Source organism: Alcanivorax sp. (genome assembly GCF_017794965.1).
GTDB lineage: Bacteria > Pseudomonadota > Gammaproteobacteria > Pseudomonadales > Alcanivoracaceae > Alcanivorax.
The window spans coordinates 1084003-1107518 of sequence record NZ_CP051240.1; the positions used below are offsets into that span (position 1 = coordinate 1084003).

A 23516-nucleotide genomic window follows, 5' to 3' on the forward strand; every position below is an offset into this window, starting at 1 on the left:
TCCCTCTTAGAGTTTCACACTGAGTGCGGCAATGGCAGCGTTGGCCTTGTCACGGGCGTTGTTGATGTCATCACCCAGCGCCAGCGCCACACCGAGTCGGCGGCTGCCATGCACTTCCGGTTTGCCGAACAGGCGTATTTCGGTATCCGGTTCTGCGAGCGCCTTGTCGAGTCCCTGATACTGCATTGCTTCCGAGTCGCCCTCCACCAGCAGCACAGAGGATGCCGCCGGACCTTGCTGTTCCAGCCGGGGAATGGGCAAGCCAAGAATAGCCCGGGCATGCAGGGCGAACTCGGAGAGATTCTGGGACAGCAAGGTCACAAGGCCAGTGTCATGGGGACGGGGAGAGACTTCGCTGAAATAGACCTGATCGCCCTTGATGAACAGTTCCACGCCAAAGATGCCCATGCCACCGAGGGCTTCGGTAATGGCACCGGCCACCTCTTTGGACGCCGCCAGCGCCGCATCGGACATGGGCTGGGGCTGCCAGGATTCCTGATAGTCACCGTTGGCCTGGCGATGGCCAATGGGATCACAGTAGGTGGTGCCGTCGCGGTGGCGGACAGTCAGCAGGGTGATTTCGTAATCAAAGTCCACAAAGCCTTCCACGATGACCCGGCCTTCCCCGGCACGGCCACCGGACTGGGCATAATCCCAGGCTTTCTGGATGTCGTCCTCGCTCTTGATGGTGCTCTGGCCCTTGCCAGAGGAGCTCATCACCGGCTTGATCACGCAGGGCATGCCGATGTCGGCTACGGCCTGCTGGTAGTCTTCCAGGGTTTCCGCAAAGCGATACGGGGAGGTGGGCAGGCCCAGTTCTTCGGCGGCCAGTCGGCGAATGCCTTCGCGATTCATGGTCAGGTTGGTGGCCCGGGCGGTGGGCACCACATTTACGCCCTCTGCTTCCAGCTTGAGCAATTCATCCGTAGCGATGGCTTCGATTTCCGGCACGATCAGCGCGGGCTTTTCCTTTTCCACCAGACTGCGCAGGGCGCTGCCATCGAGCATGTTGATCACATGACACCGCTGGGCAACCTGCATGGCCGGTGCGTTGGCGTAACGGTCCACGGCGATGACTTCACAACCGTAGCGGATCAATTCGATGGCGACTTCCCGGCCCAGTTCGCCGGAGCCGAGCAGCATGACACGGGTAGCCGTGGGAGTGTTGGGGGTGCCAATGGTGGTCATAATGTTTCCCAAATCTGGTGATAGGCCGATTGTAACGAATTGCGGGGCAGGTGCTACCATTCCCCAAGCTGAGAGGATCTGCCGTGAATGATGAAGATTGGATGCGCCGGGCACTGGCCCTGGCGGAACAGGCCGCTAAGGTTGGAGAAGTACCGGTGGGGGCGGTGCTGGTGCGAGAAGACTCGCTGTTGGGGGAGGGTTATAACCAGCCCATTATCGCCCACGATCCCACCTGCCATGCGGAAATCATGGCGCTGCGCCATGCCGCCCGCAACGAACAGAATTATCGCCTGCCGGGCAGCACCCTGTATGTGACGTTGGAGCCCTGCACCATGTGCTTCGGGGCGCTGGTGCATGCCAGAGTGGCGCGGCTGGTGTATGCGGCCAGCGAACCACGGGCCGGGGTCTGTGTGAGTCAGCTGCAGTTGCCGCAAGCGATTTTCTACAATCACAAGATGATGGTCGAGGGCGGGCTGCTGGCGGAGGAGAGTGCAGCGTTGTTGAAGGGTTTTTTTGCCCGCCGGCGGGGGCGGTGAGCTAACGAGCTACGAGCTACGAGCTACGAGCTACGAGCTACGAGCTACGAGCTACGAGCTACGAGCTACGAGCTACACTCGATTTGATGAGAAGACCCGGAAAAGTTCCCCAGGTTTTGCGAAGAATGGAAAAGACATTCAGGTCGTGGAGTTCGGCGGCTTGGGAACCTGATAAGCCGCTGTAGGAACGTAGCGTAGCGGAGTAACGCACGCAGTGCGGCCCGAAGGGTGAGCGTAGCAAATAACTCCCTTCCAGGGGACGAACCGAGCGACAGCGAGGAACTGGGATACCGTTGGCACGGGGCCTTGTTATAACCCGTAGGAGCTTGGCTTCAAGCGATTCGAGCCTAAGCGAGGTAAGGCCCGCCGTTTAGGTTTCCGCGTGTCGCATGTTGCGTGAAGCGTGATGCAGCCGCGGAGCGGCACAAAAAAGCCCGCCCGGTTTCCCGGGCGGGCCTTTATGCATCAGGCGTGTTGCGTGATGCTTGTTGCGGCGTTCCTTACTGGAACTGTGCTTCCTTGGTGGTGGCCTTCATCACCGCCTCTACACGACGGTTCTTGGCACGACCTTCAGCAGTGCCGTTGTCGGCAATCGGCTTGTCTTCACCATAGCCTTCAGTGCTGACGCGACCTGCATCGATTTCGTACTCGTCAACCAGTACACGACTGACTGCGTCGGCACGCTCCTTGGACAGCTTCTTGTTGAAGGCTGCGGAGCCGGTGCTGTCTGTGTGGCCTTCCAACACCAGGTTGGCAGAGGGATACTGACGCATCTTCTCGGCCAGGTTACCCAGTTTCGGGTAGGAAGCCTTGGTCACTTCAGCCTTGCCGTGCTCGAACTCAACGTAAAGGGTTTCCTTCACGTCTTTGTCCAGGTATTGCTGACAGCCGGTTTCATCAACCAGTGCACCTGCAGGTGTGCCTGCACACTGATCCTTGCTGTTACCAACGCCGTCGCCGTCGTCGTCCAGTTCACAGCCTGTGGCATCGACCTGGGCGCCGGCCGGGGTAGCAGAGCACTGGTCCTGCTCGTCCGGAACACCATCGCCGTCGCTGTCGGCAACGATGTTATCCACCGGTGCGGGCTGTTCTTCCTCTTCGTCGTCGTTGCTGCTGCTGGTGGCACCGATAAGGAAGTTCAGGCCTGCATAAATTTCTGCATCCCAACGCTCGCTGTCAAAGGCGTAGTAGGGACGGGCGCCCACATCAAGAATGAAGTGTGGGTGCAGCAGGGTCTGGAAACCGGCTTCCAGGGTACCAATGGTTTCCTGATAGTCGTCGAGACCGCTGCGGTTGCTGGGCTCGGCACGGAATTCACCGGCACCGATACCCACATAGGGTTCGAAGGCTGAACTGCCGTAGAAGTGCTTGCGCAGGGAAGCACTGGCAATGTTCAGGTCCACATCACCGAACAGGTCGGTGTTGGAATTGTTGCGTTCCCACCAGGCCTGTACAGACCAGTCGCGGTTGAACCGGTAGCCCAACTGGGCGCCGGGCAGGGTGACTTCGTTGTCGTAGCTGCCGGTATCCGGTTCGTAGTGATCGCCAAGGTCAATCCAGTTTTCGCTGATATGACCACCAAAGTAGAAATAACGCTCGGGCATTCCCTCAGCCATTACTGCAGAAGTGGCAGTAACAGATGCGCAAGCAATGCTCGCTGCTAAAAAACGTTTAGCGTTCATAGACTCCTTCCTTTTTTTATCGATAGGCAGAACAAACACTGCTTCAGTGTTCGTTAGGCAATCGTCCATGTAAATCCTCCTTCTAGAGATTAATAAGAAAATTTACAAAGGGTGAAACTAATTGAGGGTTTTATGGCCATGGCTAAAGAAAATTAACAATAAAGCCTTATGAATGGTTCATGATTTGGTATTACTTTTTTTGCGAGGCTGCTTTTTCGGCCAATAAAAGGAGGGGCAGAGCGGGGAGAGTCATGTGTTGTCAGCGCTGATCATTCGCCAGGTTTGCCGGCCCAACCTTGGTGGTTTGCCCGAATCGCTCAGGCATCTGCGGCTGGGGGTTTTTCCCGTCGTTCGTTACGGTTCTGATAGAGGGCGTAATCGGCTTCATTGAGCAGTGAGTTCAGGTTGCGACCACTGTTTTCTGTGCTTGCCGCGCCGATCTTGGCGGTGATTTTGACCGAGGGGCGGGAGCCGTCGTCCTGGATGCGGCCTTTGATCTTCAGGTTGGCGGCAATGGCGCGCAGGCCTTCTCCCATTCGGGTGGCATCCTCGAAACTGGTGTGGGGCAATACCAGCAGGAACTGGGCGCCATCAAAACGCCCGAACAGATCGCTTTCGCGAATTTTTTCCGCTATGCCGTCGGCGAACAGACGCAGCGCCTGCTCTCCCACATGACGGCCTTGTTCATCCAGCAACTGGCTGAAGTCGCTGATTTCGATGAGCAGCACTGAAACGATGTAGTTGTGGCGCTGACTCAATGCCAACTCCCGCTCCAGCATGCCAAGCAGGTGTGGACGGTTGAATACCCCGGTGAGGTGATCTTCCCGGGCAGCCTGTTGCAGATCCCTGTTCTGACGGTCCAGGGCGATAAGACGGGTGGCAAACAGGTAGAGCAACGGGGTAATCAGGATCAACGGCAGGGCGATGGCCAGTACCAGGGCAGACAGCCAGTCACGCTCGCCCACGATCAATACCGCAATCCCGGTCAGGATTACCGACACCAGAGTAGCGGAAAAAAGGAAGGCTGCGGTGCCCTTGAGGGCTGCCGGCCGGTCTGTCTTTCTGATGTGGCGCGAGGCGGTGGCGATAACGTGAAACAGCGTTGCCATGCTGCGATTTCCCCAAAACTGACTGTGTTTGTTATTTCTTCAGTATCCGGGCTCACTCGCCGGGGCGCAATAGTCCAGGCTCAACCATGTAGCCGGCGGGCGGTGGTATAGCGGCGGGAAGGCTCTCTAGCGTTGCCCGAGCAGGGATTCCTTCATGGCGGCAGAATAGGGGGAAGGACCAAACCAGATGGACAGGTAGGCTCGAGCGAAGTCGTCGCCAGCCTGTTGGGTCAGGGTTTGGTCGTTCAGACGCAGGGTCAGGCCGCCTTCCTCATAGGTCATGGTGTAACGGTCACCGTCATCCACGTCCTGGTAGTATCTGTTGAACTCAGCAAGCTCTGGCTGCAGCCGGTTGAAGCGGGCTTCATCAAGATTCTTTTCGAGAAAATGCATGGCTGCCTTGGCGAAAGCATCCCCCGGCACTTCCCGGAAGTAGCGAAAAGCCAGTTTCAGTGGTGGGCTGAGAAGATCGTCCACATTACAGTCCTGCCGGTATAGGGCGGCTTCACCAACCGTGAATACCTTGAGGGCTTTCACGTCGGCACGTTGACACTGTTGCCAGTCATCCTCAGCAAGGGCGAGCCCGGGAAGGCTGGCGATCAACAGGCTGCTGGCAGCCAGTAATTTGGGGCCTACGGTGCGTCCGGATGTTTGCGTAACCATCGTGTTGGTGCTCCCAGTATTGGCAGGTGTTGATCCAGTCCCTGACTGCTGTCCCAGAAGTCCTGGTGGAATACGACCTGACCCTGTTGGTTAAAACAAAGCTGGCTGATACCAAGGGTGTAAGACAACCTGTCCCTGCCAAGCAGACTGAACTGCGCACGCATTTCCCAGAGCAGGTAAGTGGCATCAGGTTGAGCGGTGTCGACCTGCGGATTCATATCAGCGGGAGCCAACACATCCAGCAGGGTGACTGTCATGGTGTCGAGGCCCTCGGCAGTCTTCTGCAAGTGTTCAGCAAGCGTTTCTCTGTCTCTCAAGGTGACCAGGGTGTCATTGAAGTACACGTCTTGGGCATAAATGTCGGCAATTTGGTCGGTCACCTGGCCACTGCGAAGCTGGTCATAGAAGCGTATGAAGCGTTCTACTTGGCTGGCATCTGGTGGATGACTGTTTGCACAACGACCTCGCTCATCCAGATAAATCTGGGTGTAGCCATAGGGCCCCGCGGGAGTGCTGTTGCATCCCCACAGACCTGAAGTCAGGGCAATTACTGCCAGTGTCGGTAACGATTTCATGGAACAAGAATGAGGCAAGGCCGGTGAGACCCTTGTGAAGATTGGTTCACAGCCCGTTGACGAGTTCTGGCGCACTCTTGTTTGATGAAAACACCGACACCGCAATTTTTGATCAACCTGATTGGTTTTCAGCTGCTTTGGCCGGCCGCCGTGCTGGGGGCCGCCAGCGGTTATTCCTACCTTGCGTGGTGGGTGCTGGCAGCCATGCTGTTGTTGCCCGTGGCGGCAGGCAGTGAGTGGCGCCGCGATTTGCGTATGTTGGCTACCGGATTTACGGTCTGCCTGCTGGTAGAGCCGGTGTGGTTGCAGTTGGGATTGATCGACTATGTAGACGCATCATCGCGCTGGTTGGCGCCAGGATGGATCTGGGCACTGTGGGGCGGTTTCGCAATCAGCTTCTTTTACTGCCTTGCCTGGTTGCAGACGCGACCCGTACTGGCGGTGCTGTTCGGCGGGCTGGGTGGCGCTTTTTCCGTGTTGATGGGGGTCAAGCTCGGTGCCGCTCAGGCTCCCCAGGGGGAGTGGAAACTGATGCTCGTCTATGGCGCAATCTGGGCAGTGATTGTGCCTTTATTCGGTAGTTTGGCACGCTGGTTCGAAAAATCCTCAAATACTTTGGGTAATGGAATACGTGACCATGGATAGTGTATGGACAGTGTAATGGTGTGGCTGGGGATTCTGTTAATCGTCGCCACAGTGATGTGGCAACAGCAACGACGCAGCCGCAACGCCGGCTGGGTTGATGTGTTCTGGGCATGGGCAACCGGTATCACCGGTGTGGTCTTTCTGCTGGGCGGAAGCGGCGACTGGGCCCCCCGTATGGCAGCACTGATCTTGCTGGTGGTCTGGTCATTGCGCCTGGGAGGACACATTTATCGTCGGGTGCGTGACGAAGAAAAAGAAGATGGCCGTTACGCGGCTATGCGAGAGGCGCTGGGTGCCAAAGCGCAACCCGTGTTTCTGCTTTTCTTCTGGGGTCAGGCACTGTTGGCACTGGGGTTTGCCATGACCTTCAAGGTGATTGGTGAACAACAGCAATGGAATGCCCTGTGGGTCATGTCCGGTTTTCTGTTGGGCTTGCTGGCCATCGCGGGTGAAGGACTGGCAGACCGTCAGTTGAGCCGCTTCAAGGCGAGAGCAGACTCCCGGGGCAAGACGTGCCGCGAAGGACTTTGGCGATACTCCCGTCACCCTAATTACTTTTTTGAATGGTTGCACTGGATCAGTTATCCGTTGATCGCCATCGGAGCGAGTCACGCCGCCTGGCTGTGGATACTGCCTCTGGCCATGTTCCTGTTTCTCTGGTTTGTGACCGGTATTCCGTACACGGAAAAGCAAGCCATTAAGACCCGGGGTGATGATTACCGGGATTATCAACGCACCACCAGTGCCTTTTTCCCCTGGAGACCTGCACCATGATTATTCAGATGGCTGAATCCGGCCTGCTGCCGGACCCACTGGTTCGTTTCGGAATTCGTCGCCTGCTCGGCCGCCGCCTTCAGCAGGAGCATGAGCGCAAGCCCGAGGCCCTCACGGAGGCCCTGAGTGCCGCACCGGTGGCAGTGGATCAGGATGCGGCCAACGAGCAACATTATGAAGTGGATGCCCGTTTCTATGAAAAGGTGCTCGGCCCACATCTTAAATATTCCAGCGGTTACTGGCCCAGTGACAGCAGCACTCTGGCCGACGCTGAAGAGGCCATGCTGGCGCTCACCTGCGAGCGTGCAGAACTGGCCAATGGTCAGAATATTCTCGAAATGGGCTGCGGTTGGGGTTCCCTGACCCTGTGGATGGCGGAACATTATCCGGGGAGCCAGGTTACTGCCATTTCCAATTCCGCCTCCCAGCGGGCGTTTATCCTGGCGCGCGCCAAAGAGCGGGGGCTGAGTAATCTCAACGTGATAACGGCAGATGCGGCGGCATTCACCCCCGAGCAACAATTTGACCGTGTTGTGTCGGTGGAAATGTTCGAACATATGCGCAATCACCGCACCCTGATGGCCCGTATCCACGACTGGCTGGTGCCCGGTGGCAAGCTCTTCGTCCACGTGTTCTGTCACCGCGAACTGACCTATCTTTTCGAAGACAAGGGCAGCAGTGACTGGATGGCCCGAAACTTTTTTTCCGGCGGGATGATGCCTTCCTGGGACTGGTTGCCTGATTGCTCTGGTGCACTCCGGGAAGAACAACGCTGGGCGGTCAATGGTACTCACTACGGCCGGACTCTGGAGGCCTGGCTGGTGCTCGCAGACACCCACCAGAAAACCCTCACCGCCTTGCTGGATGAGTTATACGGTGCGGGCGAAGGCAAGCGTTGGTTGCAACGCTGGCGGATGTTTTTCATGGCATGCGCCGAGCTGTTTAACTATGGTGGGGGCGACGAGTGGTTTGTTGCTCACTACCGGTTTGCTCGCCCGGAGTGAGCCCCATGGCCTGAAGGGGAAGGCATGAAAAAGTCCGGGGTTCAGCATCGCATTACCCGTGTTTATCTGATTCAACTCCTGTTGATCAGCATGGCCACGGTGCTCGGGGTCTGGGTGACGGCCAATATCATCGAGCAGGTGCTGGTAAAGCAGGCCCTGATCAAGGAGGCCGAACATTACTGGTCTCTGCTGGATGATAATCCATCCCAGCCCCGGCCAAATACCCGCCACCTGCTGGGGCTGCTGACCAGCGATGTGGTCAGTGATGATATTCCTGAAGTGTTGCAAGTGATGCCCGATGGCTACCATCGGGTTGAGCTGGGCAGTGAAAAACCCATCGTCTATATCGAAAGCCGGGATGCTTCCCGGCTCTACCTGGTGTTTGACGAGCAACGGGTTTCTGTTCTTGCTTTCCTGTTCGGTATCCTCCCACTCACTGGTGTGCTGTTGGTGATCTACATCACCTCGTTTCTGGGCTGGAAGAAATCCCGCGAATTGCTGTCTCCGCTGGTGCAACTTTCCGACCGGTTGCGCCAGGCGCCGGTGGATAACCCCGGCCTGGCGCGCCCGGATCTGTCTGATATCGAAGCGGATGCGGACAGTGAAGTCTCTGTTCTGCTGGGGGCGCTGGAGCGTTATGCCGACCGACTGGTGACCTTTGTGGAGCGTGAGCGACAGTTTACCCGCGATGCCAGTCATGAATTGCGTACGCCTCTGGCGGTGTTTCGTGCCAACCTGGAGTTGCTGGTCAGCCAGACCGGTGATCGCCCGCTGATACGTCGCATGGAAGATACCGTGGACGACATGGAGGCAACGCTGGAAACACTTCTCATGCTGGCCCGTACCGAGCAGACCAGCCAGGACAGTGAGGTCATCATAGTGAATGACCTTGCCGTGAACCTGATGGAGCGGCTATCTCCCCTGGCGGAGCGCAAGAAGATTCGTTTGCAGGTGCGCCAGCGGGCATTGATGCGAGTGGAAGCGCCGGAAGCTGTACTGACTATTCTGCTGAACAACCTGGTTCGAAACGCCATCAACTACAGTGGATCTGGCGAGGTGACCATCGTTATCGAAAACGGCGCAGTGCAGGTGGTGGATGCAGGCGTGGGGATGGAGCGATCCGAACTGGACCGTATGATGAAACCGTTCCAGCGGGGTGAAAGCGGCGAAAGTGGTCATGGCCTGGGGTTGGCGATTGTTCAGCGTTTGTGCGAGCGCTATCACTGGGATGTGATGGTGGCCAGCGAACCGGGGCAGGGGACCCAGGTTGAGGTGCGTTTCTGAACTACGGAAATGACGCAGTCACAGCTGTCATCCGCTGATTTGGCAGGCCCTGATCTCTGTACCCCCTGAGATCATGGGTATCTGCATAGAGTCAGAACGGTGAAAGGGGTTCTTGCTGCAGTTTCACCAGCAGCCGCTTGGCATTCAGGGCATCACGGATGCGGTCAGCAACCATGGCTGCTTTGCGCTGGTGGGTGTCGGCAAGCAGGATGCCGAACTGGTTGTTGCCCAGATGGGCTACACTGTCCTGATCTCGCAATAGCGCCGCCAGTGAGTCGGCGATGACCAGACTGTCCGCGTCTTCCGCCGCCTGCAGATACATCACCGAGGAGGCTTCGCCCAGGTTGATGCAGTTGCCTTGCTCCTGGGCAAGGATATCCCGCCAGCCCACCACAGACGGCAGACCGGTCTCATCACAGCGATCCGGATGCTCGATAAAGGTGCTGAGTCGTTGTTGCTGCGCATCGCGCAAGGCGCGCTGCAGGGTAAAGCTGATCAGAGCGGCATCGTGTTCAAGCTCTGGCAGTCGGTCCGCCAGACTGGCCGGTTGTGCTTTTGGGGCCAACGCGCACAGGGTGCCGAAAAGCGCACCGCGGGCATCCAGCAGGGGCAACCCCACATAAGCACCGATTTCCAGATCATCGTTGATGGGGGCCGCCCGGTATGGCGAGGCTTCACGGGTATCGGTAACGATGCAGGGACCATCCTGCTCCACCATGCGAATGCAGTAGCTGCGTTGCCACTCAATCCTGTGACCTTGCTCCAGGCCGTAATGGTCGTCGTTCACTCTCAACAACCACATGACGTCATCACGCACGCGGGTAATCATCCACAGCGCCATGCCATGGCGCTGCTGGAGCCGCTGCAGGTGAGCGTCAAGCAGGGCCTCGCTGGATGAATAGCGAACGGGGCGGTTAGAGCGGGAAACAGGCATATAAAGAAGGGCGTGATGTTTGAGTTCATTATCACGCCCTACTTTACGGCTGTGCAAGGGGGCTTTCTGTTAAGGGTTCGAGGGTTCTGGTGATTGGATACAGAACCCTACCCCGGGAAGGGTGTTGAGAAGGTGGTTGGCGAAGGGCTTGTCCACGGCCTTGCGCAGGTTGTAGAGATGGCTGCGCAGGGCATCAGAATCTGGAACCAGGTCTCCCCACAGTTCTTGCTCAAGCTGTTCCCGGCTTACAACCTTGGGGGACTCTCGCATCAGGATGCGAAGAATCCGGAAAGCAGTGGGGGACAACTTCAGCGGTTGGCCTGCTCGACGGGCTTCCTGGCGGGCGGGATCCAGTTCCAGATCGTCAACTTGCAGGGTATTGGCAGTCACTTCGCGGCGCTGCCGGCGAATCTGGGCATGCACCCGGGCGGCCAGTTCCGGCAGGGCGAACGGTTTGACGATGTAGTCATCGCCGCCATTGCGAAAACCTTCCAGCTTGTCGTCAAGCTGATCACGGGCGGTCATGAAGATCACCGGCATATCCAGGGTCAGCTCTTCCCGTACCGAGCGGCAGAATTCGAAACCGCTTTCCCCGGGCAGCATCACGTCCAGCAACATCAGGTCGTAATGATGTTCCTTGACCAGTTCACGGGCCAGGTGCGTGTTGCCCGCATAATCCACCGTGGCGCCTTGCTGCTCAAGAAATTCGAGCACGGTCTGCGCCAGTTGGCGGTGGTCTTCGACCAATAGAATCGAGAGGTTGTCCACGGTGCTGCTCCTGTACAAAGTTCCGATTTTGTACAACCAAGATTGCCCTGTCCGTTGTCAACGGGGCGTCAACATGGCATCACTTTTCAGTGTCCGTTCTGCCGGCCGGGCTCGCAAGTCCCAGGCGATGAACAGCTTTCAGTCGCTCAGTGCGCCGTTACGGGCAAAGCGCTGGCGATAATGGCTGGGTGACAAGCCGGTATGCCGCTTGAACAACCGGGAAAAGCTGCTCACATCCTGATAGCCCACCTGCTCTGACAGTTTCGCCAGATTGGATGCGCCCCGTTCCAGCATCTTGCGGGCGGCTTCGATGCGTACCCGCTGCAGGTACTGCAAGGGGGGCTCGCCCAAGGCGGCGGTGAAGCGGCGCTGGAGCTGGCGAGGGCTGATGTGAACCTTTTCCGCCAACTGCGCCAGGGAGGCGGATTGATGAAAGTGTTCATGAATCCATGCCTGCACGGTGTGGACCTGTTCATCCTGGTGGTAACTGTGGGCAGGCAGACCGGCATAGATGCTTTGCAGATCGTTGCGCACATCGATGACAAAGGCGCGAGCCAGCTCCCGGGCCAGATCCGGGCCGCAATAACGTTCCACCAGCAGAATACTCAGGTCCCGCCAGGCGGTGCCGCCTCCGGCACAGAAAATAGTGTCCGAGCGGGTGATCAATTCCCGTTCATTGAGCTGTACCTGGGGGTAGCGGTGACGGAACTGCTGGCTGAAGCCCCAGTGGGTGGTCGCGGTTCGCCCATCCAGCAAGCCTGCCTCCGCCAGCAGGAAGGCCCCGGTGCAATTGCTGGCCAGGTCGGCGCCGGCTGCATGCATCTTCCTCAACCAGGGGAGGACGTCCTTTTGCTGCTTCAGCACACTCTCGATGGGGGCGCCGATGGTGGGTACGACCACCAGATCCACTTTCTCCACCTGATCGATGGCGGCATCTACTGCGATACGCAGGCTCGGCGTGCAGCGCACCGGGTTACCGTCCCGGGAGACGATGCGAACGGAGAACTGTCGATCCAGTGGCTCGCCCTGGATACGGTTCCAGGTGACGCCGGTCAGGCTCAACAAATCCACGATGCCGGTGAGCGCGGAGGCAAAGACGCCGTCATAGGCGAGAACTGCAACTTGGTACATAGTGACGTGATCAGCCATAAATAAGTCATAGGCGACAATGCCAGAGACCCTTTGCCGGTGGCAAGCTGATTAACTATCAAGAGGGCTGGCGGATCGGTGACTCGCTGGCGCAATGACTGACCCTTATACCCTGAGTCAGGCACCCAGCCACTATGGCCCTCGCACCCTGACATCTGCCCTAATGCATCAAAGGAGCCCTGTTCGTGAGCGACACCATTCTTGACCGGCGAGATCTGCGCTTCCAGTTGTTTGACGTGCTGGACACCGATGCATTGCTGGCCCGCCCGCGCTTTGCCGAGCACAGCCGCGAAACGATCGAGGCGGCACTGGATACGGCCGAGAAACTGGCCCGGGAAAAATTCGCCAATCACAACACCCGGGCAGACAAGGAAGAGCCCAGCTTTGTTGACGGCAAGGTGGTCATGCTTCCCGAGGTCAAAGAAGCCTTTGACGCCTATATCGAAGCCGGATTCCTGGCCGCACGGGCCAGCTTTGAAGAGGGTGGCATGCAACTGCCGGAAACGGCGGCGGCAGCCTGTACCGGGATGTTCACCTGCGTAAATCCCAGCACGACGGTGTATCCGTTTCTTACCGCCGCGGCGGGCAATGTGATCCGGAACTTCGCCAGTGAATCGCTCAAGACACAGTTTCTTGAACCCATGATGGCCGGGCGTTTCACCGGCACCATGGCGCTGACAGAGCCCCATGCCGGCTCGTCCCTGGCCGATATCCGCACCCGGGCCAACCCACAGCCCGACGGCACTTACCGGATCAAGGGCAACAAGATTTATATTTCTGCCGGCGAGAACGAGCTGGGGGAAAACATCGTCCACCTGGTGCTGGCGAAGATTCCCGGTGGACCGGATGGGGTCAAGGGCATTTCCCTGTTTGTGGTGCCCAAATATCGCCTGGATGATCAGGGCCAGCCGGGTGAGCGCAATGATGTGATCCTGGCAGGGTTGATTCACAAGATGGGCTATCGCGGTGCCAGCAGTACCGCTCTCACTTTTGGCGATAACGATGATTGTCATGGTTATCTGGTAGGTGAAGAGCACCAGGGCTTGCGCTACATGTTCCAGATGATGAACGAGGCGCGGGTGGCCGTGGGCTATGGCGCAGCTTTGCTGGGCTACCGTGGTTACCGTTTCGCACTGGATTATGCCCGCGATCGTACCCAGGGCCGCCATGCCGAGAAGGCCGCGTTCAGTGAGCCCATGGTACCGATCATCGAACATGCGGATGTGCGCCGCCTGTTGCTTACCCAGAAAGCCTATGCGGAAGCAGCGCTGGCCATGTGCTTTTACGGCTATCGGCTGGTGGACGAAATCGAAACCGGGAATGAGGCGCAGGCCAAAGATGCAGAGCTGCTGCTGGACTTGTTGACCCCGGTCATCAAGACCTGGCCTTCCGAATTCGGCCTCAAGGCTAACGATATGGCCATCCAGGTATTCGGCGGCGCGGGCTACACTCGCGAATATCCGGTGGAGCAGGTTTGGCGGGATAACCGTCTCAATCCCATACACGAAGGCACCACCGGTATTCATGGTCTGGATTTGCTGGGGCGCAAGGTCTGGCAGTCTGCGGGTCGTGGTATGAAGTTGCTGGCCGAACACATTATGGCCGATGTATCAGCCACGTCAGATTCACGGTGCCGCCCCTTTGCCGATGCCCTGCAGGCGATGTTGCCAAAAGTGGATGCGGTGACCCGGGCAGCGGGCAAGACCCTGGCGGAAAAGGGACCGACCACGGGGCTGTCCAATGCCAATGCCTACCTGCAGCTGGTGGGACATGTAGTGGCCGCCTGGATGTGGCTGCGTCAGGCCAATGCTGCTGTGCAACTGGATGATGGCGACGCGGATTTTGCCAATGGTAAATTGCAGGCAGCCCGCTATTTTTTCCAGTGGGAACTGCCCCGTGTCGAGGTGGATGTAGCCCGTTTGCTGGAGGGTGACCGGACGTTTCTGGAAATGGAAGATCGCTGGTTCTGATTGTATTGACGATCAGTGTGCATGTCGTAAACGTGCTCGGGAGAGCCGCACCGCGGCCGAATGCCGTGACGACATTTTAGCCCCCGTTCAGGGGGCTTTTTTTTGGTTTATCGCGAGTTGGCGGGGAAGTTGCCGCTACCAAGGCCTTCCCGTAGGAGATTCTATGTTGTCCACCCCTTTTATGCGGCGGACGACGGCGCGTAGCTGGTGCGGTTCTTCATCAACGCGAAGGCGATACGGACCAGCTTGCGTGCGAGGATGACCAGGGCCTGCGTTTTCGCCAGGCCACGGTCGAGATAACCTTGGTAGACACTAGCCCAGCGGGCGCTTTTACGGGCAGCCATAGCTGCGCAATAAAGCAGTCTGCGGGTTTCTGAGTCGCCTTTCTTGGTCAGCTTGCGTTTTCCCGTTCTGGTGCCGGAGTCCTTTACATGGACATCCATCCCCAGGAAGGCGACGAAGGCGTCGCTGTTGCGGAAGTCTCCTCGTAGGAAGGCCATAACGAGCGCATATGCAGTCAGGTCGCCCACACCTTCCAGAGCCTTGCACCGTTGCACCTGATCACTAAGTCCAGCTTCTCTTACGGTGTCGCGAAGGTGTTTCTGGATCAGCGTATCCAGACTATTGATCTGTGAGATCAGCTTTTTCAGGCTTGCCTTGAGGATCTTTTCGCCACCCAGACTTTGCTGGATCATGGAGCGTGCCTTGATGAGCGCGGCGCGGCGGCGCAGCAGTGTCTGCAGTGTTCGATACGCCTTGGGTGGCGGGCTCCAGCGGCGTAGATCCTCTTTTTCTCTCTGCAAATGGCGGGCGAGCAGCTGGGCGTCAGAAGCGTCTGTTTTGGCTCGACCGCCTGTTCCCTTGCGGTAGCTGCTGAGCCGTGAAGCATCAACGACGTAAATGTGGTGCCCTTTGGCATGGGCCAACTCGATGACTGCCATGTGGTAAGTCCCTGTGGCCTCAATGGCGATCTCACAGGGGCATGGCAGGCTTTTGAGCCAGCGCTTGATCGCTTGGGGGGTGTTCTCGATAGTGAGCGTCTTGCCTTGGAAATGAATGACCAATTCGGCCTTGGCGACGTCGATGCCGACGATGGATCTTACTACTTGCATTGCCACTGAACTGCCCCTTGAGCTAGGTTACACATGCTTGTCGGGGCGCACCTAAACGCTGGCTTGCTGGTATCGTCGGTCTGAGGTGCGACTCAGCCGATGGATTCTTTATCGGCGTATGAATAGGTGCGGGGTGGGGCCAAGTCTCCTACCGTCTGTACCCTTGGGTCAGATGCGTCGTTGGTCCCTCCACCCCGGCAAGTCCTGCATTGTTGCAGGAGGGGCATTCAAACATACAAGCGTCGGTTATTCGCTCCGCTCACCCCTGCGGGGCCGCCTTGTCAGGCGTTCCTTCGCTGCGCTCGGTGTCGGCGCGATTTCAGACCGGGATCAAAAACGTTTTCACCACAGGGGTCACTGAAACCTCGGATCGGGAGCCGTTGCCAGAACCTTCGTTCAGCAAGTTGAATCTCCCACCAGACACCGGTTTCGCCCGGGCGAACTAAAGCGCTGAAATCGCGCCGCCAGCGACGCTCCTACGGAAAGGTGGGGCTTTCCCGGAAATCCGCGATGAACCTTTTTCAGCAGGCATCAGCCCTACCGGGGATTTACGCTAACCGCTAACCGCAAGCCGCTGTTTTCTATTCCTTTGTCTCTCTTGCTGGTGTCATCAAATGGTCATATATTTTGCTGGCGTTCGAGGAGTTTATTTTCAAGGAGAAAGAAAAAATGAAAAAACATTTGCTTGCGATGGCTGTTGCTGCGGCGATGCCGGTATCTGCCCTGGCTGCATCCACTTTTTACGGCAAGATTAATCTGAGTGTGGACAAGACCAGTGACTATCCGGAAGGACCGCTGGTGTTTGACGCGGACGATCTTTCTGATGCCTGGTTCGTCTCCAGTAATAGTTCCCGGCTGGGGGTGCGTGGGGAAGAAGGTCTGGATTTCAATAATCTGTCGGTAATTTATCAATATGAAGCCGGTTATGATGTGGATGGGGATTCTGGTTCCACTTTCAGCACCCGGAACAGTTTCCTGGGTCTGAATACGGTTGCCGGTAAATTCTTTGCCGGCCGCTTCGACAGCGTGGTGAAAGATGCAGAAGGCTGGGTAGACCAGTTCAACGAAACCGTTGCGGATATGGAAGTGGTGTTTATCAGCCAGAACCGCAACAACAATACCCTTAATTGGGAAAGCCCTGACTTTGGCGGCGTGGTGATTCGTGCACAGATTGCCCCGGGTGAAGGGGAGCAGATTGGTGTGGGCGCCAATAGTGAGACCAAGGATGGCCTGACCGATACCTGGGGCTTGTCTGCCACTCTGGACAATGATGCCATCTACGCCGCACTGGCCTATGAAAGTGCCTACGATGAAATCAGCGTATTGGGTGCAACCCTGGGCGGTGACCGTGATGCACTGCGTGGCACCTTCGGCGTGAAGGCCACAGATAGTGTGCAGCTGGGCATTATCGCTGAAAAGGCCGCGTTTGATCCGATTGGTGATGATGAGGCGGACCTGATGTCGTATCTGCTTAGCGGCCGGGTGGGTCTGAATGATCGCCTTGGTGTAAAGGCCCAGGCGGGCATCCTGGACAGCAGTGATCTGGACCTGGATATTCAGGTGCTGACCCTGGGCGCGGATTACAAGCTGGGTAGCCAGACCACAGCCTATGGGCTGCTGTCCGCCTCCAACACGGACTTCGATCCGGTTGGCAGTGTTAACGATGTGGACGAATCCGGCACCGCCTTCTCAGTAGGCATGGTGCACAAGTTCTAGCTACACGCTTCACGCAACATGCACCACGCGTAAAACAAAAAAACCGGCTTCCGCCGGTTTTTTTGTTGAGCTATTAATTGTTAATTATTAACTATTAATTGCTCTTCTCAGCCTTCCCATTTCTTCATCAGCAGGCTGGCGTTGGTGCCGCCAAAGCCAAAGCTGTTGCTCATCACAACACTCGGGCCCTGTTGCTTTCCTTCAACCAATACCGGTAGGCCTTCTGCCTTCTCGTCGAGCGTCTCGATGTTGGCGCTCACTGCGGTGAAGTCGTTCTGCATCATCAGCAGGCAGTAGATGGCTTCCTGTACGCCTGCGGCGCCCAGGCTGTGACCGGACAGGCTCTTGGTGGAGCCGATATCCGGGGCGTTGTCACCAAACACTTCGCGCACGGCTTTCAGTTCTGCCACATCCCCCACCGGGGTACTGGTGCCGTGAGCGTTGATATAGTCAACGTTGCCATCGAAGGTGGCCAAGGCCTGACGCATACAGCGTGCCGCACCTTCACCGCTGGGCGCGACCATGTCGTGACCGTCGCTGGTGGCACCGTAGCCCACGATTTCAGCGTAGATCTTGGCGCCGCGCGCCAGCGCTGTTTCCAGCTCTTCCACCACAACCATGCCGCCGCCGCCGGCAATAACAAAGCCATCGCGGTTGGCATCATAGGCGCGGGAGGCCTTTTCGGGGGTGTCGTTGTATTTGCTGGAAAGCGCGCCCATGGCATCGAACAGGCAACTCAGCGCCCAGTGTTCTTCCTCGCCGCCGCCGGCAAACACCCGGTCCTGTTTGCCCAGCTGGATTTGCTCAACGGCGTTGCCAATACAGTGGGCGCTGGTGGCACAGGCAGAAGTGATGGAGTAGTTCACGCCCTTGATCTTGAAAGGGGTGGCCAGGCCGGCAGAGACGGTGGAGGCCATGATGCGTGGCACCATGTAGGGGCCGACACGCTTGACGCCACGGGAGCGCGCGATATCCGCCGCTTCCACCTGGTTCAGGGAGGAGTGCCCCCCGGAGCCGGCAATCAGACCGGTGCGCTCATTGCTGACTTCTTCTTCGCTGAGGCCGGCGTCGGCAATTGCCTGCTGCATGGCCACGTAGGCATAAGCGGCGGAATCGCCCATGAAACGGCGAGCCTTGCGGTCGATGAAATCCTCAAGGTTGATCTCGGGAACGCCAGCCACCTGGCTGCGCATGCCCATTTCCTTGTAAGTTTCATTGAAACGAATGCCGGAACGGCCTTCCTTGAGAGACTGGGTAACCGTCTCGGCGTCGTTGCCCAGGCAGGACACGATGCCCATGCCTGTAATTACTACACGGCGCATTATTTGCTCCTAGAATCCATCGGTGGAAGTGAACAGACCCACCCGCAGGTCGTCGGCGGCGTAAATCTCGCGGCCGTCCACTTCCACTGTGGCGTCGGCAATGCCGAGAATGAGTTTGCGAGTGATAACCCGTTTCACGTTGAGGCGATAGGTCACTTTCTTGGCGGTGGGCAGGATCTGCCCGGAAAACTTCACATTGCCGACACCGAGGGCACGCCCACGGCCGGGGTGACCTTCGCGGCCCAGGAAAAAGCCCAGCAATTGCCAAGTGGCATCCAGGCCGAGGCAGCCGGGCATCACCGGATCGGATTCGAAGTGGCAGTCGAAGAACCAGAGGTCGGGTGTGATATCCAGCTCGGCAATGATTTCGCCTTTGCCATACTTGCCGCCCTGGTCACTGATATGAACGATGCGGTCCATCATCAGCATATTGGGCAAAGGCAATCGTGCATTTCCGGGGCCAAACAGTTCACCATGGGCGCAGGCCAGCAGGTCATCACGATCGTAGGAAGTTTGCTTTTCTGTTGTAGTGCTCAAGATTTTTACTCCATGAAGGCCAGGGCGGCGCATTCCGAGTATATGGATGATTTGTGTCGTTTTTCCGTCAGCCTGGTGACAGGCTTGAAAGATGACGGAGATACTAGCAAAGCCAAGTGAAAGCATACGAATAGCAAGCGTCTCAAAATATGTCGGAGGGGCTGCTTTACCGAAAATGACCGATGAACGGACAGAAAAGACCGTTGTCTCAGGTTTTGGCGGGTTATTCAGGGGGTAAGCGGCTGCTTGCCAGGGTGGGCTGGACAATTGGGTACCACCGCAACCTACCCGCAGGGGCGCAGGGAAACGAATAATGGACGGTCTGTTTAGGCCCGGGACGCCAATCCTGACCAAATCCTTGCAATGCCTTAATCATTTCGGTCACAGACTTGCAATTAGCGAACCATCTAAAGATGCTATGCGCGCAGCGCATGATGCGGGCCGGCAGGACTCTGTGCCGGCCTAACTGACTGAGGAGCTTTCGTGGCAGCAGAAATCGGGCACCTGTCCCTGTGGTTGGCGTTGGCCGCCGCCCTGTGTTTATCCGTATTCCCGCTGGTGGGGGTATCCCGTGGCATTGCCGCCTGGCAATGGTATGCCCGCCCTTTGGCCTGGGTGCAGTGGGTGGCCATGACCGTGTCCATGGCGGCGCTGGCGTACTGCTTCTATAGCAATGATTTTACCGTGAGCTATGTGGCCAACCACAGCAATTCCGCCTTGCCGTTGGGCTACCGTTTGTCGGCCATTTGGGGCGGGCACGAGGGCTCACTGTTGCTATGGGGATGGCTGCTGTCTGCCTGGGCGGCCATGGTGGGCTGGCTGAGCCGAAGTGTCCCGCTGGAAATGGTCGCCCGGGTGCTGGCGGTCATGGGCATGATTGCAGTGGGCTTCCTGCTTTTCATGCTGCTCACGTCCAATCCTTTCGACCGCACCTTGCCCTGGTTTCCGCTGGACGGCGCGGACCTGAACCCGCTGTTGCAGGACCCTGGCCTGATTGTCCACCCGCCCATGTTGTATATGGGGTACGTGGGTTTCTCGGTGGCCTTTGCCTTTGCCGTGGCGGGGCTGCTGGCAGGTAATCTGGATCCGGCCTGGGCGCGGTGGGCTCGCCCCTGGACCACCGTGGCCTGGTGTTTCCTGACGGTGGGTATCGCGCTGGGCTCCTGGTGGGCCTATTACGAACTGGGCTGGGGTGGCTGGTGGTTCTGGGATCCGGTTGAAAATGCCTCGCTGATGCCCTGGCTGGCCGGTACTGCATTGATTCATTCCCTGGCGGTCAGTGAAAAACGAAACCTGTTCCGGGCCTGGACGGTATTGCTTGCCATCATCACCTTCTCCATGAGCCTGCTCGGCACCTTCCTGGTGCGCTCTGGTGTGCTGACGTCGGTACATGCCTTCGCCAACGATCCTACCCGCGGGGCCTTCATCCTTGGTTTCCTGGTGGTGGTGGCGGGTGGCGCGCTGACCCTCTTTGCTATCCGGGCATCTGCCCTGCGCAGCGACGGCGGCTTCAAGCCCCTGTCCCGCGAGGCGTTCCTGCTGGGCAACAACCTCATGTTGCTCACGGCCATGGCCGTGGTGCTGGTGGGGACCATTGCGCCGCTGTTCTTTGAATGGATGGACCTGAAGATTTCCATCCGCAGCCCCTATTTCAATGGGTTCTTCGTGCCCCTGACCTTTGTGCTGATTCTGCTGATGGTCCCCGGGGTATTCAGTAACTGGAAGCGTCAGGATGGCAACAACCTGGTGAGACGGATCGCTCTGCTGGCCCCGGCGGCGGTGATTGCCGGCTGGTTCGGCGCCCGCATCCCGGAGCCGTCTCCCTGGCAGGGCGTGCTGGCCATGATGCTGGCGATCTATCTGGTGCTGGCTCATGGTGATGATGTGCTGCGTCGCGCCAGTGCCTATGGGGTGGGCGCCATCGCGGGGCTACGCAAGTTGGCGCGCAGTTACTGGGGCATGGTGATCGCCCACTGTGGTCTGGCCGTCATGGTGGCGGGTATTGCGCTGGTGAGTTTCCACGAGGTGGAGCGGGATGTGCGCATGGCGCCGGGCGATGACGTTCAGCTTGGAGATTACCGGTTCGTATTCGACAGCCTGGATGAATACCGCGGCCCCAACTTCGATTCCACCCGTGGGCACTTTGATGTGTTCTGGAAGGATCAGCCGGTGGCCCGTTTGAACCCGGAAAAACGCACCTACCATGCCAGCCGTCAGGTGATGACGGAGGCGGCCATTGATGCCGGTTTCTGGCGTGACCTCTACGTGGCCATGGGTGAACCGCTGGAAGACGGTGAGGCCTGGGCTGTACGGATCTACTTCAAGCCCGGGATTCGCTGGATCTGGCTGGGCGCACTGATCATGGCGCTGGGTGGCGCGTTGGCGCTGTCAGACAAGCGCTATCGCCGTCAGAAATTCGCATCCCCGAAAACCGGAGACGCCCGATGAAAGCCAATTCCCCCTGGGTATTTCTGCCGCTCGCCGGTTTCGTGCTATTGGCGGTGGTGCTGGCCAGTGGTCTGGGCCGGGACCCGCAGGCGTTGCCTTCGGCGCTGGTGGGCAAACCGGTACCGGGTTTCACATTGCCGTCCCTGCTCACAGAAGAAACCTTTACCGAGCAGTCTCTCACCGGGCGCTGGCAGTTACTCAACGTCTGGGCGACCTGGTGCCCGACCTGTCACATTGAACATCCCTACCTGCTTACCCTGGCGGCACAGGGCATGCCGATTGCCGGCCTCAATTACAAGGATGAGTTGCCTGCGGCACAGGATTACCTGGCCAATATGGGCAACCCGTTCACCCATGTGATTGTGGACCAGGACGGTCAGCTCGGGCTGGATCTGGGCGTATACGGCGCGCCGGAAACCTTCCTGATCAATCCCCAGGGGGAGATCGTGTTGCGCCATGCCGGTGATCTCAACGAACGCGTCTGGAAAGAGAAGTTTCTCCCCCTGCTGCCAACCCCAAAGACGGCTGGAGGTGATGCATGACCTTGCTGAGAGTGTTGCTGCTGACGTTGCTGCCGCTTCAGGCGCTGGCCGCCATCGATGTTTACCAGTTTGACAATGAACAGCAGGAGGCCCGTTTCCGGGTGCTGGCGGAAGAGCTGCGCTGCCCCAAATGCCAGAACCAGAGCATTGCCGATTCCGATGCCGAACTGGCTCAGGATATGCGTGATCGCGTTCATAGCATGATTCTGGAAGGCAAGAGCGATGCAGAAATTGTGGAGTATTTCCGCTCCCGGTTCGGAGATTTTGTCAGCTACCGTCCGCCGGTGAATGCCAAAACCTCGGTCCTCTGGCTGATCCCGCTGGTGATGCTGCTGGGTGGGGGGGCATTGATCATCGTCCTGCTGCGCAAGGCTAGTGCACGGGCCGATGAGAACGACAGTAATCAGGGAGATGCACCATGATGTGGATGTTGGCAGCTGCGGCAGTGCTGTTACTGCTGGGTGTGTCCCTTTGGTGGCAATGGCGACGTGAGGCGCGCCGTGCCGGACGACCCACCTCCGGCGGGGTCGGAATTCCCCTTATCGTGATGGTGCTGGCGGTAGCCGGATACCTGCTGGTGGGAAAAAATGAACATACCGTCGCCTGGCTGGAACACCAGGAAAACTACGGCGACGCGGCACGTGACATTGTGGCGGGCAAGGCGCCGGACATGGACGCGGCGGATATTCCGGCTGCTGCCATGGCCCGGGTGCTTCAATCTCAGCTTTCGCGGACTCCCTCCGCCACCGGCTGGTTCGCACTGGGCAGTCTCTATGATCAGCTGGGGGCCCCGGCGCAAACGGAAGAAGCGGCGCGCAAGTCCCTGGCACTTGACCCGGATTCTCCTGCTTCGCACTTGCTGTTGGCTCGGGCCTTGATTGAGAAGGCCGGTGGAAAACTCAACGATGCGGCCCGTGAGGAAATTCGCTGGGTGCTGGATCGTGAACCCAACCATGATGGCGCCTGGATGTTATTGACGCTCTCCGCTGACCGGGCAGGGGAATACGATGAGGCGATTGCAGGCTGGGAATCCTTGCTCAGCCGCCATGAAAACGGTGAAACCGCTGACCTGCTGCGACGCGGGCTGGAAAACTCCCGGCTGCAGAAAGCGCGGCAGGGCGTATTTGCCTCCCTCAGCGCACAAGTAAACGGTGAAAACCTGCCAGCCGGGGGAACCCTGTTCGTCTATATCCGTGAGCAGGGGAGTCGCGGGCAGCCGTTGGCGGCCCGTCGTCAGGTCGCCCCGGCCTTTCCGGCAACCGTATCTTTAACCGCGGAAAACTGGCTGCAGCCCTATCCCTCGGGGGACGCCACCCTGGTCATGGGGGCGCGTTATACACCGGCGCCCGGGGCGGCGGTGGATCAGGCCATGATCAGTGCTGGTCCGGTACCCCTGGAATTGCCCCAGCAAGCGCCGCTGAGCTTGGATCTGTCCGCTCAGTGAGCGCTGTCATTGATGCATTTTGCGGGGCTGCGACCTAGGTCGCACGCCCCGTCCCTTGTGGAGAAACGGGCCTCAAGGTAAAGTTGCACCCCTTCGGAGGCCCTTGGGGTCTGT

Annotated in this window: 22 protein-coding genes; 11 read left to right on the plus strand and 11 right to left on the minus strand. The window is 58.3% G+C overall.

What is annotated here, in order from left to right; genetic code table 11:
• Positions 1–6 precede the first annotated feature (6 nt).
• Positions 7–1188, minus strand: coding sequence for a formate-dependent phosphoribosylglycinamide formyltransferase (gene purT, locus HF945_RS04880; protein WP_290524631.1), 1182 nt, complete (start codon positions 1186–1188; stop codon positions 7–9).
• Positions 1189–1271: 83 nt separating this feature from the next.
• Here purT and tadA point away from each other — a divergent pair, with 83 nt between their 5' ends.
• On the plus strand, positions 1272–1724 hold the full coding sequence (tadA, locus tag HF945_RS04885) for a tRNA adenosine(34) deaminase TadA (protein WP_290524632.1): 453 nt from the start codon (positions 1272–1274) through the stop codon (positions 1722–1724).
• Positions 1725–2224: 500 nt separating this feature from the next.
• On the opposite strand, the gene HF945_RS04890 is transcribed toward tadA, so the two are convergent.
• The 4 genes from HF945_RS04890 to HF945_RS04905 all read right to left on the minus strand — a co-directional run bounded on the left by HF945_RS04890 (position 2225) and on the right by HF945_RS04905 (position 5753).
• Positions 2225–3406: an OmpA family protein gene (locus HF945_RS04890; RefSeq protein WP_290524633.1), complete on the minus strand. Its 1182-nt coding sequence runs from the start codon at positions 3404–3406 to the stop codon at positions 2225–2227.
• Between the two features lie 317 nt (positions 3407–3723).
• Positions 3724–4515 carry a GGDEF domain-containing protein gene (locus HF945_RS04895; protein ID WP_290524634.1) on the minus strand — a complete coding sequence of 264 codons (792 nt, stop codon included), beginning with the start codon at positions 4513–4515 and terminating at the stop codon, positions 3724–3726.
• A gap of 126 nt (positions 4516–4641) precedes the next feature.
• Positions 4642–5178, minus strand: a complete 537-nt coding sequence (locus HF945_RS04900; protein WP_290524635.1) for a chalcone isomerase family protein — start codon at positions 5176–5178, stop codon at positions 4642–4644.
• Complete coding sequence (locus HF945_RS04905) at positions 5148–5753, minus strand: nuclear transport factor 2 family protein (RefSeq protein ID WP_290524636.1); 606 nt, start codon at positions 5751–5753, stop codon at positions 5148–5150. The genes HF945_RS04900 and HF945_RS04905 overlap by 31 nt, the downstream gene beginning before the upstream one ends.
• A gap of 84 nt (positions 5754–5837) precedes the next feature.
• On the opposite strand from HF945_RS04905, the gene HF945_RS04910 reads away from it, so the two are divergent.
• The 4 genes from HF945_RS04910 to HF945_RS04925 are packed head-to-tail and all read left to right on the plus strand — an operon-like array spanning position 5838 to position 9460.
• Complete coding sequence (locus tag HF945_RS04910; protein WP_290524637.1) at positions 5838–6398, plus strand: DUF2878 domain-containing protein; 561 nt, start codon at positions 5838–5840, stop codon at positions 6396–6398.
• A gap of 3 nt (positions 6399–6401) precedes the next feature.
• A complete protein-coding gene (locus HF945_RS04915; protein ID WP_290524638.1) occupies positions 6402–7172 on the plus strand; it encodes a DUF1295 domain-containing protein in 771 nt (256 codons plus the stop codon).
• Positions 7169–8176: a cyclopropane-fatty-acyl-phospholipid synthase family protein gene (locus HF945_RS04920; protein ID WP_290524639.1), complete on the plus strand. Its 1008-nt coding sequence runs from the start codon at positions 7169–7171 to the stop codon at positions 8174–8176. The genes HF945_RS04915 and HF945_RS04920 overlap by 4 nt, the downstream gene beginning before the upstream one ends.
• Positions 8177–8200: 24 nt before the next feature.
• Positions 8201–9460, plus strand: coding sequence for a HAMP domain-containing sensor histidine kinase (locus tag HF945_RS04925; RefSeq protein ID WP_290524640.1), 1260 nt, complete (start codon positions 8201–8203; stop codon positions 9458–9460).
• Positions 9461–9551: 91 nt separating this feature from the next.
• Here the strand turns inward: HF945_RS04925 and HF945_RS04930 are convergent, their stop codons facing one another.
• The 3 genes from HF945_RS04930 to HF945_RS04940 all read right to left on the minus strand — a co-directional run bounded on the left by HF945_RS04930 (position 9552) and on the right by HF945_RS04940 (position 12293).
• Positions 9552–10451, minus strand: a complete 900-nt coding sequence (locus HF945_RS04930) for a diguanylate cyclase (RefSeq protein ID WP_290524641.1) — start codon at positions 10449–10451, stop codon at positions 9552–9554.
• Positions 10452–10463: 12 nt separating this feature from the next.
• Positions 10464–11162: a response regulator transcription factor gene (locus HF945_RS04935; protein ID WP_290524642.1), complete on the minus strand. Its 699-nt coding sequence runs from the start codon at positions 11160–11162 to the stop codon at positions 10464–10466.
• 138 nt (positions 11163–11300) lie between these two features.
• Complete coding sequence (locus HF945_RS04940; protein ID WP_290524643.1) at positions 11301–12293, minus strand: helix-turn-helix domain-containing protein; 993 nt, start codon at positions 12291–12293, stop codon at positions 11301–11303.
• A gap of 203 nt (positions 12294–12496) precedes the next feature.
• Here HF945_RS04940 and HF945_RS04945 point away from each other — a divergent pair, with 203 nt between their 5' ends.
• Positions 12497–14281, plus strand: a complete 1785-nt coding sequence (locus HF945_RS04945) for an acyl-CoA dehydrogenase (protein ID WP_290524644.1) — start codon at positions 12497–12499, stop codon at positions 14279–14281.
• A 179-nt stretch (positions 14282–14460) separates the two neighbouring features.
• On the opposite strand, the gene HF945_RS04950 is transcribed toward HF945_RS04945, so the two are convergent.
• Entirely contained in the window at positions 14461–15393 is a 933-nt protein-coding gene (locus HF945_RS04950) for an IS110 family transposase (RefSeq protein WP_290525391.1), read from the minus strand.
• Positions 15394–16062: 669 nt separating this feature from the next.
• Here HF945_RS04950 and HF945_RS04955 point away from each other — a divergent pair.
• Positions 16063–17109: a porin gene (locus HF945_RS04955; protein WP_290524645.1), complete on the plus strand. Its 1047-nt coding sequence runs from the start codon at positions 16063–16065 to the stop codon at positions 17107–17109.
• Positions 17110–17216: 107 nt separating this feature from the next.
• On the opposite strand, the gene fabB is transcribed toward HF945_RS04955, so the two are convergent.
• Positions 17217–18431 carry a beta-ketoacyl-ACP synthase I gene (gene fabB, locus HF945_RS04960; RefSeq protein ID WP_290524646.1) on the minus strand — a complete coding sequence of 405 codons (1215 nt, stop codon included), beginning with the start codon at positions 18429–18431 and terminating at the stop codon, positions 17217–17219.
• Positions 18432–18440: 9 nt separating this feature from the next.
• The gene (fabA, locus tag HF945_RS04965) at positions 18441–19001 is read right to left on the minus strand and encodes a 3-hydroxyacyl-[acyl-carrier-protein] dehydratase FabA (protein WP_290524647.1); all 561 of its coding nucleotides are present in this window, start codon (positions 18999–19001) and stop codon (positions 18441–18443) included.
• A 450-nt stretch (positions 19002–19451) separates the two neighbouring features.
• Here fabA and HF945_RS04970 point away from each other — a divergent pair, with 450 nt between their 5' ends.
• The 4 genes from HF945_RS04970 to HF945_RS04985 are packed head-to-tail and all read left to right on the plus strand — an operon-like array spanning position 19452 to position 23402.
• A complete protein-coding gene (locus HF945_RS04970; protein WP_290524648.1) occupies positions 19452–21416 on the plus strand; it encodes a heme lyase CcmF/NrfE family subunit in 1965 nt (654 codons plus the stop codon).
• Positions 21413–21958 (plus strand): DsbE family thiol:disulfide interchange protein, encoded by a 546-nt coding sequence (locus HF945_RS04975; protein ID WP_290524649.1) that lies wholly within the window; start codon positions 21413–21415, stop codon positions 21956–21958. Before HF945_RS04970 ends, HF945_RS04975 begins: the two co-directional genes overlap by 4 nt.
• The gene (locus tag HF945_RS04980; RefSeq protein WP_290524650.1) at positions 21955–22380 is read left to right on the plus strand and encodes a cytochrome c-type biogenesis protein; all 426 of its coding nucleotides are present in this window, start codon (positions 21955–21957) and stop codon (positions 22378–22380) included. The genes HF945_RS04975 and HF945_RS04980 overlap by 4 nt, the downstream gene beginning before the upstream one ends.
• Positions 22377–23402 carry a cytochrome C biogenesis protein gene (locus HF945_RS04985; RefSeq protein ID WP_290524651.1) on the plus strand — a complete coding sequence of 342 codons (1026 nt, stop codon included), beginning with the start codon at positions 22377–22379 and terminating at the stop codon, positions 23400–23402. Before HF945_RS04980 ends, HF945_RS04985 begins: the two co-directional genes overlap by 4 nt.
• The last annotated feature ends 114 nt before the right edge of the window (positions 23403–23516 follow it).